Raw genomic sequence first — 12,432 nt, forward strand, 5'->3', positions numbered from 1 at the left:
CGGATTCAGTTCGCTGCAGCCTGGGCCGCGGGTGCGGCTGACGCTGTGGCCGGTGCCTCGGCCGCGCCATCGTTGGGGGGCACGGCAAGGCCGGTCTGCGTTGCGTCGAAACCGCCGCCCAGTGCCTTGATCAGGCCAATCTGCATGTCACGGCGTCGCATTTTCAGGTTCGTCACCGTCTGTTCGGCGGCGAGGCGATTCTGGTCGGCATTCAGCACCTGCAATTGCTCCGACAGGCCCGCCTTATAGCGGATCACGGCAAGCTGATAAGCCTTGGTCGACGCGTCGAGCGCGCGCTGCGCGTCACCCGACTGCTGGTCGATCGAGCGGATCGTCGAGATTTGCGTGGCCACTTCCGACAGCGCGTTGATCAGCGTCTGGTTGTAGTTCGCCACATCGAGGTCGAAGTCGGCGTAGCGGCCTTTCAGTTGCGAGCGCAGGGCGCCGGCATCGAAGATCGGCAGGTGAACGGCCGGCCCAAATTGCATCTGGCGGCTCGCCGAAGTCAGGAATCTGCCCCAGCCGAACGCATCGAAACCGAAGCCGGCCGACAGATTGACGTCCGGGAAAAACTCCGCCTTGGCTTCCTTCACGTCGTGTATCTCGGCTTCGACCTGCCAGCGTGCGGCCACGATATCCGGGCGGCGTGATACCAGATCGGCCGGCACGTTATCCGGCAGCGTCACCGTGTTGCCGGCCGTCAGGACCGGCTTGGCGATCTGCAGCCCGCGATCGGGCCCCTTACCGAGCAAGGCGCCTAACTGGTAGCGCACGGTGGTGATCTGGCCGTCGAGGTCGGTCACGTTGGCCTGGCTCGTGGCAATGTTGCCGTTCGCGGTCTGGCGCTCGACATTGGTGTCGAGGCCGGCGACGACGCGCCCGTTGGTGATTCGCCCGATATCCTGGCGATTGGCGATTTCACGCGCGGCGATATCGCGCAGCGCGTACAACTGCGCGAGCTGGTTGTAGGTGCTGGCGACGGACGCCGCCAGCGTCACACGCGCCTGCTGCAGGTCCGCTTCAGTCGCTTTTTCCTGCGACACGGCCTGGCCCAGGCGCTGGCGGTTCTTGCCCCACAGGTCGAGATCCCACGAGGCGCTGGCCAGCACGTTGTTTTCGCTATACCAGGTGCCGCCGTAGGGCGGCGGATAGATCGAGTTGGCCGAGAACATCTCGCGGTTCCACGAGTAGCTGCCGTTGACCTTCGGATAGAGCGCCGAGCGCGAGCTTTCGATGTACGACGAAGCCTTGGCGATGCGCGCCTGCGCCTGGGCGATCGACGGGCTGCCTTCCAGCGCCTCCGCGATCAGTTGCGGCAGTTGCGGGTCGCCGAACTGGTTGGCCCAATCGAGCGACGGCCACTGGCCACCCTGCGACGGCAGGCTCTGGCCGGACTCGTACTGCGCCGGCGACGACATCTGCTTGTCGCTCTTGATACCGCTGTAGTTCGCGCACCCCGTGAGGGCAAGCGCCGCCACCGCCGCGGTGACAGCGGCCCGGCACGACAACGCGGGCGCGGACAGGGAAAGGGATTTCATCGCTCGACTCTTTTGAGTGTCAGTTGATTGTAATGATGGACGCTGCAAACAGCTTATGACGATTTGCCGTCTGAATTTATTGTCGCGTCACGGGTTATGCCCGATAGATCACAGCCGCTGTTGGTCAGCACACGGCGCAGCATGCTTTTCAGAAAGCCCACTTCTTCCGGCGTAAAACCGGCGAGCAGGTTATCGATCACGCCGTTGAAGATGGCGGGCATGCGTACCGCGATACTCTGGCCCTCGGGCGTCAACGCGAGCCGCACGACCCGGCGGTCTTCGTTGCTGCGCACCCGAGTCAGGAGGCCGCGCTTCTCCAGTCGGTCCACCAGACGGGTGACTGCGCTGGCGTCGATACCGTATTCACGGGCCAATTCCGCGGCGAGCAGGCACTTGCCGCTGGCTACCATGAACAGGATGCTAGCTTGCTGGCTGGTGATGCCGAGCTCGGCCATGGTCCGCTGCGTGACCAGGTTCGACAGCGTCGATCTCGTGCGCGAAATCAGATAGCCGACGCTTTCGCCTAGCTGATAAGCGCTGATTTCCGGCGGCGGCGTGGGGGTCTGATCCGTCATGATTCTCATGCGATTGCAATGGTTGACTAAGCAGGATTATAAAACTCCGTTAGTTGACGCGGCAAGCGTTATTGCAGCTTAGGCAAGGATCTTTACCGACTCCGGCTATTAAAAGAGACGGCGTGACTGTGGGACACTCGGGCCGGAAGGGCCGCCGCTATTGGCCATCAGGCCAGGTGATTGGTGTGAGGAATGGAGCAGGAAATCTGTCGGGCGGGAGGGGTGCCGCTGTCGGCGCGCGCGGGAGTGCATGACAGCGAGTAAGGGAATACCAGAGAACCTTAATCTGCGCGTGCTACAATATTGGGTTCCCAAAAGTGCGCTTTGGGCTTTGTTGGCTTTGTACACAATGCTGCAGCTGGCGCACTCAACTGTCTTCAGGCTCCTATGACTCGCGCCCTACGCAACATCGCCATTATTGCCCACGTCGACCACGGCAAGACTACACTCGTCGACCAGCTGCTCCGTCAGACTGCCACGTTCCGCGACAACCAGCAGGTTGTCGAGCGCGTGATGGACTCGAACGACATCGAAAAGGAACGTGGCATCACGATCCTGTCGAAGAACTGCGCGGTCGAATACGAAGGTACGCACATCAACATCGTCGACACGCCGGGCCACGCCGACTTCGGCGGCGAAGTGGAGCGCGTGCTGTCCATGGTCGACTCGGTGCTGTTGCTGGTCGACGCCGTAGAAGGTCCGATGCCGCAAACGCGCTTCGTGACCAAGAAGGCGCTGGCGCTCGGCCTGAAGCCGATCGTGGTGATCAACAAGGTTGACCGCCCGGGCGCGCGGATCGACTGGGTGATCAACCAGACCTTCGACCTGTTCGACAAGTTGGGCGCAACGGACGAGCAGCTCGACTTCCCGATCGTCTACGCGTCGGGCCTCAATGGCTATGCCGGCTTGACCCCGGACGTGCGCGAAGGCGACATGCGTCCGCTGTTCGAGGCCGTGCTGGAACACGTGCCGGTTCGCCCGGCGGATCCGGAAGCGCCGCTGCAGTTGCAAATCACCTCGCTGGATTATTCGTCATACGTCGGCCGTATCGGCGTGGGCCGCATCACGCGTGGCCGCATCAAGCCGGGCATGGCCGTGGCTGTGCGTTCGGGCCCGGATGGCGCGATCCTCAACCGCAAGATCAACCAGGTGCTGTCGTTCAAGGGTCTCGAGCGCGTCCAGGTGGACTCGGCTGAGGCAGGCGACATCGTGCTGATCAACGGTATTGAAGAAATCGGCATTGGCGTGACCATCTGCGCACCGGAAGCTCCGGAAGCGCTGCCGATGATCACGGTCGACGAGCCGACCCTGACGATGAACTTTCTCGTGAATTCGTCGCCGCTGGCTGGCCGTGAAGGCAAGTTCGTGACGAGCCGTCAGATTCGTGACCGCCTGTTCAAGGAGCTGAACCACAACGTCGCGCTGCGCGTGAAGGAAACGGGCGACGAAACCACGTTCGAAGTGGCAGGCCGCGGCGAACTGCACCTGACCATTCTCGTGGAAAACATGCGCCGTGAAGGTTACGAGCTGGCCGTGTCGCGTCCGCGCGTGGTGATGCAGGAAATCGAAGGCGTGAAGCACGAGCCGTACGAAAACCTGACCGTCGATATGGAAGACGGCCACCAGGGCGGCGTGATGGAAGAGCTGGGCCGTCGCAAGGGTGAAATGCTCGACATGGCATCGGACGGCCGTGGCCGTACGCGTCTCGAGTACCGTATTTCGGCGCGTGGCCTGATTGGTTTCCAGTCGGAATTCCTCACGCTTACGCGCGGCACGGGTCTGATGAGCCATACGTTCGACTCGTATCAGCCGGTCAAGGACGGCGCGGTCGGCGAGCGTCGCAACGGCGTGCTGATTTCGCAGGATGACGGCGCAGCGGTGGCCTACGCGCTGTGGAAGCTGCAGGATCGTGGCCGTATGTTCGTGTCGCCGGGTGAGCCGCTGTACGAAGGCATGATCATCGGTATTCACAGCCGTGACAACGACCTGGTCGTGAATCCGATCAAGGGCAAGCAGCTGACCAACGTGCGTTCGTCGGGTACCGACGAAGCGGTGCGCCTCGTCCCGCCGATCCAGATGTCGCTGGAATACGCGGTGGAATTCATCGACGACGACGAACTGGTCGAAGTTACGCCGCAATCTATCCGTCTGCGCAAGCGCTATCTGAAGGAACATGAGCGTCGTAGCGCGAGCCGTAAGGGCGCCGTGGACTAAGCCGCGCGCTTCCATCGTGCAACGCAACACAAAAGCCGCCTTCGGGCGGCTTTTGTTATTTCCGGGGCTGCAAGTCACTATTGCCAGGATGACTAAATAACACTGTTTCGTATCCTGGAAAGGTCCGCGAAAGCCCGCCAGCAAAGGCTTCCGCGGCGCTATGTCTGCTATCTGGACTATCTGTTATGTGCTATGCTTCCGCGGATGCAAGTTAAGGTCCTTCCAAGCAAGACTTGATTCGCGCAATCCGCCAAACGGTCAGGCCGTGTCGCGGAAGGTTTCGGTAACCCGCTATTTCTCGAGAAACTCGAAGAAAGGTGAGCGTAAAAATGATGAAGCAATTCCAGTCGAACTCCTATCTGTTCGGCGGCAATGCTCCGTACGTAGAAGAAATGTACGAAGCGTATCTCGATAATCCGGCGTCAGTGCCCGAGAACTGGCGCAGCTATTTCGACGCGTTGCAGAACGTTCCTGCATCGGATGGCAGCAATGCCAACGACGTGGCCCATGGCCCGATCGTCGAATCGTTTGCGCAACGGGCCAAGGCCAATGCGTTCATCCCGCGCACCGCAACCGGCGGCGACGATATCGCTACCGCGCGCAAGCAAGTCTATGTGCAGTCCCTCATCGGCGCATATCGCTTCCTCGGCTCGCAATGGGCCAATCTCGATCCCCTGAAGCGCCGCGAACGTCCCGCTATTCCCGAACTTGAACCCGCGTTCTACGACTTCACTGAAGCCGACATGGACCAGGAGTTCAGCGCGACCAACCTGTATTTCGGTTTCGAGCGCGCATCGTTGCGGGAAATCGTCAAGGCCTTGCGCGACACGTACTGCGGTACGCTCGGCGCCGAGTACATGTACATCAGCGATCCGGAACAGAAGCGCTGGTGGAAAGAGAAGCTCGAGTCGATCCGTTCGACGCCGAATTTCTCGAACGAGAAGAAAAAGCACATCCTCAATCGCCTGACGGCAGCTGAAGGCCTCGAGCGCTTCCTGCACACCAAGTACGTCGGCCAGAAGCGCTTCTCGCTGGAAGGCGGCGAAAGCTTCATCGCCTCGATGGACGAAGTCGTGCGCCACGGCGGCGCTCGCGGCGTTCAGGAAATCGTCATCGGCATGGCCCACCGTGGCCGTCTGAACGTGCTGGTCAATACGCTCGGCAAGATGCCGGCTGACCTGTTTGCCGAATTCGAAGGCAAGCACGTTGACGATCTGCCGGCTGGCGACGTCAAGTATCACAAGGGTTTCTCGTCGGACGTCTCGACCGAAGGCGGCCCGGTTCACCTGTCGCTCGCATTCAACCCGTCGCACCTTGAAATCGTCAACCCGGTGGTCGAAGGTTCGGCCAAGGCCCGTATGGACCGTCGCGGCGACGACAGCGGCTTGCAAGTGCTGCCGGTGCAGATCCACGGCGACGCGGCCTTCGCCGGCCAGGGCGTCGTGATGGAAACGCTGAACCTCGCGCAAACGCGTGGTTACGGCACGCACGGCACGCTGCACATCGTCATCAACAACCAGATCGGGTTCACCACGTCGGATCCGCGCGACTCGCGCTCGACGCTGTACTGCTCGGACGTCGTCAAGATGATCGAAGCACCGGTGCTGCACGTGAACGGTGACGATCCTGAAGCCGTGGTGCTGGCAACGCAGCTCGCTATCGATTTCCGGATGCAGTTCCACAAGGACGTCGTCGTCGACATCGTCTGCTTCCGCAAGCTGGGTCACAACGAACAGGACACGCCGGCGGTCACGCAGCCGCTGATGTACAAGACGATTGCCAAGCACCCGGGCACGCGCGCACTGTACGCTGAAAAGCTGGTGCAACAAGGCGTGATCACGGCGGCAGAAGGAGAGGAATTCGTCAAGGCCTACCGCAAGGCGATGGACGAAGGCCATCACACCGTCGATCCGGTGCTCTCGAACTACAAGAGCAAGTACGCGGTGGACTGGGTGCCGTTCCTGAACCGCAAGTGGACCGACGCAGCGGATACCGCCGTGCCGCTGGCTGAGCTGAAGCGCCTCGCTGAGCGCGTCACCACGGTCCCGGAAAACTTCAAGGTTCACCCGCTGGTCGAGCGCGTCATCAACGACCGTCGCGCTATGGGCCGCGGTGAAGCGAAGCTCGACTGGGGCATGGGCGAACACCTGGCATTCGCGTCGCTGGTCGCATCGGGCTATGCAGTGCGTCTGACGGGTCAGGACTCGGGCCGTGGCACGTTCACGCACCGTCACGCGGTGCTGCACGATCAGAACCGCGAACGCTGGAACGACGGCACCTACGTGCCGCTGCAGAACATCGCCGACGGTCAGGCGAAGTTCACGGTGATCGACTCGGTGCTGTCGGAAGAAGCAGTGCTCGGCTTCGAATACGGTTACTCGACCGCTGAACCGAACACGTTCGTCGCATGGGAAGCGCAGTTCGGCGACTTCGTGAACGGCGCGCAAGTCGTGATCGACCAGTTCATCTCGTCGGGCGAAGTGAAGTGGGGCCGCGTTTCGGGTCTCACGATGCTGCTGCCGCACGGCTACGAAGGCCAGGGTCCGGAGCACTCGTCGACCCGTATCGAACGTTTCCTGCAGCTTTGTGCAGACCACAACATGCAGGTCGTTCAGCCCACCACGCCGGCGCAGATTTTCCACCTGTTGCGCCGTCAGATGATCCGCCTGTTCAGGAAGCCGCTGATCGTCGCTACGCCGAAGTCGCTGCTGCGTCACAAGGAAGCCGTGTCGGATCTGTCCGAACTGGCGAAGGGCGCGTTCCAGCCGATCATCGGCGAAGTGGATGAAGCGATCGAAGCGAAGAAGGTCAAGCGCGTGATCGTCTGCTCGGGTCGCGTGTACTACGACATCATCGCGCATCGCCGCGAAGTCAAGGCAAACGACGTCGCGATCGTCCGTATCGAACAGCTCTATCCGTTCGCGCACAAGCAGTTCGAAGCGGAAATGAAGAAGTACGACAATGCGACCGAAGTGGTCTGGGTGCAGGACGAGCCGCAGAATCAAGGCCCGTGGTTCTACATCGAGCACCATCTGAAGGAAGGCATGAAGGAAGGGCAGAAGCTCGCATACAGCGGACGTCCGGCTTCGGCCTCGCCGGCAGTCGGGTACTACGCGAAGCATTACGAACAGCTGAAGGCGCTGATCGAAGGTGCATTCGGCCGTCTGAAGAGCTCGTCGATCGCTAAATAACTTTTTGAACCGAACCGGGAAAGCGCCGCGCGCTTTCCCGTGCCGCGTCTAACAGTTCACAAGCGGTTCGCAGACGGTTCGTTGTCACCAGATACGTATTCAGGAAAATCACAAAATGGCTATTGTAGAAGTCAAGGTCCCGCAACTTTCGGAGTCGGTTTCGGAAGCCACCATGCTGCAGTGGAAGAAGAAACCCGGCGAGGCTGTCGCGCAAGACGAGATCCTCATCGAAATCGAGACCGACAAGGTCGTGCTGGAAGTGCCGGCCCCCTCGGCTGGCGTGCTCGCGCAAGTGATCGCCAACGACGGCGACACTGTCACCGCTGATCAGGTGATCGCGAAGATCGACACGGAAGGCACGGCTGGCGCCGCTGCCGTCGAAGCAGAAGTGAAGCCGGCTCCGGTCGCGGCCCCCGCACCGGCAGCAGCGCCTGCTGCTCAAGCTGCATCCGCAACGGGTGCAAGCACGGCCGCTTCCCCGGCCGCCGCCAAGCTGATGGCGGAAAAGAACCTGGCCTCGGGCGACGTGTCCGGCTCGGGCCGCGACGGCCGCATCACCAAGGGTGACGTGCTGACCGCAGGCGCCGCTCCGGCACCGGCTGCCAAGGCTGCTCCGGCAGCGGCTCCCGCACCGAAGGCCGCCAAGCCGTCGCTGCCGGACGTGAAGGCTCCGGCGTCCGCCGAAGCGTGGCTGAAGGACCGTCCGGAACAACGCGTGCCGATGTCGCGTCTGCGCGCGCGTATCGCCGAGCGTCTGCTCGAGTCACAGCAAACCAACGCCATCCTCACGACGTTCAACGAAGTGAACATGGCTCCGGTGATGGACCTGCGCAACAAGTACAAGGACCGGTTCGAGAAGGAACATGGCGTGAAGCTCGGCTTCATGTCGTTCTTCGTCAAGGCGGCTGTTCACGCACTGAAGAAGTTCCCGCTGGTGAATGCGTCGATCGACGGTAACGACATCGTCTATCACGGCTACTTCGATATCGGTATCGCGGTCGGTTCGCCGCGTGGCCTGGTGGTGCCGATCCTGCGCAACGCAGATCAACTGAGCCTCGCCGACATTGAAAAGAAGATTGCTGAATTCGGCCAGAAGGCGAAGGACGGCAAGCTGTCGATCGAAGAAATGACGGGTGGTACGTTCTCGATCTCGAACGGCGGTGTGTTCGGCTCGATGCTGTCGACGCCGATTATCAACCCGCCGCAATCAGCGATTCTGGGCGTGCACGCCACCAAGGAACGCGCTGTGGTCGAAAACGGCCAGATCGTGATCCGCCCGATGAACTACCTGGCGCTGTCGTACGACCACCGGATCATCGACGGTCGCGAAGCGGTGCTGTCGCTGGTTGCCATGAAGGATGCGCTGGAAGACCCGGCGCGCCTGCTGCTCGACCTGTAAGCGTCGGGACGGCAGAGGCACCGGCTTGTCATTGGGCAAGCCGGCGCCATATAAGCAACACGCATCTAGCACCCTGTAGTACTGGAACGACGCGCGCCACGAAGCGTGGCCGCGCGTGTCCCGTCATCAAAAGGATTGTCATGTCCAAAGAATTTGACGTCGTCGTGATCGGTGCAGGTCCCGGCGGCTATATCGCAGCTATCCGCGCTGCGCAGCTCGGCAAATCGGTTGCCTGTATCGAGAAATGGAAGAACCCGGCCGGCGCGCTGAAGCTCGGCGGCACTTGCCTGAACGTGGGTTGCATTCCGTCGAAGGCGCTGCTCGCGTCGTCGGAAGAATTTGAAAACGCATCGCATCACCTCGCTGACCACGGCATCTCCGTGGAAAACGTGTCGGTCGATATCACGAAGATGCTGGCCCGCAAGGAAGGCATCGTCGAGAAGATGACCAAGGGTATCGAATTCCTGTTCCGCAAGAACAAGATCACGTGGCTGAAGGGCCATGGCAAGTTCACCGGCAAGACGGACGCCGGCGTGCAGATCGAAGTAAGCGGCGAAGGCGAAACGGAAACCGTCACGGCGAAGAACGTGATCATCGCCACGGGTTCGAAGGCGCGTCACCTGCCGGGCATTCCGGTCGACAACAAGATCGTCGCCGACAACGAAGGCGCGTTGAGCTTCGACTCCGTGCCGAAGAAGCTGGCCGTGATCGGCGCCGGCGTGATCGGTCTGGAACTGGGCTCCGTGTGGCGTCGTCTGGGCTCTGACGTCACGGTGCTCGAAGCGCTGCCGGAATTCCTCGGTGCGGCTGACCAGGCGCTGGCGAAGGAAGCGGCCAAGCAGTTCAAGAAGCAAGGCCTGGATATTCATGTGGGCGTGAAGGTCGGCGAAGTCACGACGACCGACAACAGCGTCACGCTGAGCTACACGGACAAGGACGGCAACGCGCAGAAGCTGGAAGCGGACCGCCTGATCGTGTCGATCGGCCGCGTGCCGAACACCGACAACCTCGGTCTCGAGGCGATCGGCCTGAAGGCGAACGAACGCGGCTTCATCGACGTGGACGACCACTGCGCAACCGCAGTGCCGAACGTCTACGCGATCGGCGACGTGGTGCGTGGCCCGATGCTCGCGCACAAGGCTGAAGACGAAGGCGTGCTGGTGGCCGAAATCATCGACGGTCAGAAGCCGCATATCGACTACAACTGCATTCCGTGGGTGATCTACACCGAGCCGGAAATCGCATGGGTCGGCAAGACGGAGCAGCAACTGAAGGCGGAAGGCCGCGAAGTCAAGATGGGCCAGTTCCCGTTCATGGCAAACGGCCGTGCACTCGGCATCAACAAGGCGGATGGTTTCGTCAAGATGATCGCCGACGCGAAGACCGACGAGCTGCTCGGCGTGCACATCATCTCGGCCAACGCATCGGACCTGATCGCGGAAGCCGTGGTGGCGATGGAATTCAAGGCTGCGTCGGAAGACATCGGCCGCATCTGCCATCCGCACCCGTCGCTGTCCGAAGTTATGCGCGAAGCGGCACTCGCCGTGGACAAGCGCGCGCTGAACATGTAATCACGCGCACGCCTGACTGATCGCAGCAGCTTAGCGTTACGACGAAGGCGGGCGGGTTCAATCCCTCCCGCCTTACCTTTTGCAGCCATAGAATGAACGTCACCGAATACTACGAAAAAGAACTGCAGACGCGGGGTTATCAATCGGACCCGGCGCAGCGCGCCGCGGTCGACCGTCTGCAGCGGTGCTACGAAGAGTGGAGCGAATACAAATCACGCCGCTCGAATGCGTTCAAAAAACTGCTTATCCATCCGGATCTGCCACGCGGCGTCTACATGTGGGGCGGGGTAGGACGCGGCAAGAGCTTCCTGATGGACAGCTTCTTTACGGTGGTGCCGCTGTATCGCAAGACGCGTCTGCATTTTCACGAGTTCATGCGCGAAGTGCATCGCGAACTGGAAGAACTGAAAGGCCAGGCTGATCCGCTCGACGAACTCGCGCGGCGCATCGCCAAGCGCTACCGGCTGATCTGTTTCGACGAATTCCACGTCTCCGATATCGCGGACGCGATGATTCTCTACCGCCTGCTCGACAAGATGTTCGAGAACGGCGTCCAGTTCGTAATGACGTCCAACTACGACCCCGACACGCTGTACCCGGACGGACTGCATCGCGACCGCATGCTGCCCGCGATCGAATTGATCAAGGCCAAGCTCGATGTGGTCAACGTGGATGCGGGGATCGACTACCGGCAACGCACGCTGGCCCAGGTCGAGGTGTATCACACGCCGCTTGGCGCCGCCTCGGACAAAGCCCTGCGCGCTGCATTCGCGAGCCTCGCCGCGGTGCCGGACGAGAGTCCGATCCTGCACATCGAAAAGCGCGAGCTAAAAGCGCTGCGCCGTGCCGACGGCGTGGTCTGGTTCGACTTTGCGACGTTGTGTGGCGGTCCGCGCTCGCAGAACGACTATCTGGAACTGGCGAGCCGCTTTCACGCGGTGGTGTTGTCGGGCGTGCCGCAGATGAGCGCGCGGATGGCCTCGGAAGCGCGGCGCTTTACATGGCTGATCGACGTGTTCTACGACCACAAGGTCAAGCTGCTGATGTCCGCGGCCGTGCCGCCTGAACTGTTGTACACCGACGGCCCGATGGCCAACGAGTTCACCCGGACGGTGTCGCGCATCGTTGAGATGCAATCGAAGGAGTATCTCGACGCGCCGCGCCGGATCGTCGATACCTCGCTGACCTGAGGGGCGGCGCTGAGGCACTGGGAGGCATCTGAGGGCTTTCTGAGCGATTCGCGAGACAGGCTCTTCCTACATTTCACTCAGAAGCGCGATCTTTTGCGATAGATCAGGGTCTGCCGGCCAATCCCCGGCGGCCCCAGTCGCATTTTCAAGATTCAGATTGGTCTTATATTCGGTCCAGGGGCAAGCCGATATCTTCTTAGTCATAGATTTTGACGAAGGAGAAGTCCATGACCCCGTACCGTGATATCAATGATGAAGAATGGCAGCGTGTTGCACCGCTGCTTCCCGAGCTGCGTCCGCGTTCCGAATTGCGTGGCCGGCCACTCGCCAACACGCGTTCCGTGCTCAACGGCGTGCTGTGGGTGATGTACAGCGGCGCCACCTGGTCCGCCATGCCGCGCAAATACCCGTCCTATCAAACCTGTCATCGCCGCTTCAAGGCGTGGCATGAGTCGGGCGTGCTCAAGCGCGTGATGGACCAGCTCTTCGGTGAAGCGAGCGCCGAGTTGTGCGGCATGATGGAAGCGCGCATGCGTATCCACGTCAGCCCGGAAGAGAAGGCTGCACGCACCGCTGCGGTACCCGTGGCGCCGTCCAAACCGGCGGTCTATGGCCCGGCGTCGTCACAGCCTCCGGTGCCCTCGGTATTCAGTCTCGCAGGGTCTTACAAGCACGCTGCATGACGAGTTCAATGAATGGATCATGCCCAACCATAAAAAACCGGCCGCACGAGAAAATCGTCGGCCGGTTTTTT

At 61.3% G+C, this 12,432-nt stretch carries 8 protein-coding genes; 6 read left to right on the forward strand and 2 right to left on the reverse strand.

The features are described from left to right. Nucleotides 1-5 precede the first annotated feature (5 nt). Both P3T40_RS27990 and P3T40_RS27995 read right to left on the reverse strand, forming a co-directional pair. Complete coding sequence (locus P3T40_RS27990; RefSeq protein ID WP_429270959.1) at nucleotides 6-1,538, reverse strand: efflux transporter outer membrane subunit; 1,533 nt, start codon at nucleotides 1,536-1,538, stop codon at nucleotides 6-8. A 53-nt stretch (nucleotides 1,539-1,591) separates the two neighbouring features. Next, nucleotides 1,592-2,113 carry a MarR family winged helix-turn-helix transcriptional regulator gene (locus tag P3T40_RS27995; RefSeq protein WP_429270960.1) on the reverse strand — a complete coding sequence of 174 codons (522 nt, stop codon included), beginning with the start codon at nucleotides 2,111-2,113 and terminating at the stop codon, nucleotides 1,592-1,594. A gap of 387 nt (nucleotides 2,114-2,500) precedes the next feature. On the opposite strand from P3T40_RS27995, the gene typA reads away from it, so the two are divergent. The 6 genes from typA to P3T40_RS28025 all read left to right on the forward strand — a co-directional run bounded on the left by typA (nucleotide 2,501) and on the right by P3T40_RS28025 (nucleotide 12,361). After that, nucleotides 2,501-4,327 (forward strand): translational GTPase TypA, encoded by a 1,827-nt coding sequence (gene typA, locus P3T40_RS28000; protein WP_429270961.1) that lies wholly within the window; start codon nucleotides 2,501-2,503, stop codon nucleotides 4,325-4,327. A 329-nt stretch (nucleotides 4,328-4,656) separates the two neighbouring features. After that, a complete protein-coding gene (locus P3T40_RS28005; protein WP_429270962.1) occupies nucleotides 4,657-7,518 on the forward strand; it encodes a 2-oxoglutarate dehydrogenase E1 component in 2,862 nt (953 codons plus the stop codon). A gap of 115 nt (nucleotides 7,519-7,633) precedes the next feature. Next, nucleotides 7,634-8,917, forward strand: a complete 1,284-nt coding sequence (gene odhB / locus P3T40_RS28010; protein WP_429270963.1) for a 2-oxoglutarate dehydrogenase complex dihydrolipoyllysine-residue succinyltransferase — start codon at nucleotides 7,634-7,636, stop codon at nucleotides 8,915-8,917. A gap of 140 nt (nucleotides 8,918-9,057) precedes the next feature. Next, nucleotides 9,058-10,488, forward strand: a complete 1,431-nt coding sequence (gene lpdA, locus P3T40_RS28015) for a dihydrolipoyl dehydrogenase (RefSeq protein ID WP_429270964.1) — start codon at nucleotides 9,058-9,060, stop codon at nucleotides 10,486-10,488. A 92-nt stretch (nucleotides 10,489-10,580) separates the two neighbouring features. Further along, nucleotides 10,581-11,678, forward strand: coding sequence for a cell division protein ZapE (gene zapE / locus P3T40_RS28020; protein ID WP_429270965.1), 1,098 nt, complete (start codon nucleotides 10,581-10,583; stop codon nucleotides 11,676-11,678). A gap of 227 nt (nucleotides 11,679-11,905) precedes the next feature. After that, nucleotides 11,906-12,361, forward strand: coding sequence for a transposase (locus tag P3T40_RS28025; protein WP_429270966.1), 456 nt, complete (start codon nucleotides 11,906-11,908; stop codon nucleotides 12,359-12,361). Nucleotides 12,362-12,432 lie beyond the last annotated feature (71 nt).

This window comes from Paraburkholderia sp. EB58, assembly GCF_050436665.1.
Taxonomy (GTDB): domain Bacteria; phylum Pseudomonadota; class Gammaproteobacteria; order Burkholderiales; family Burkholderiaceae; genus Paraburkholderia.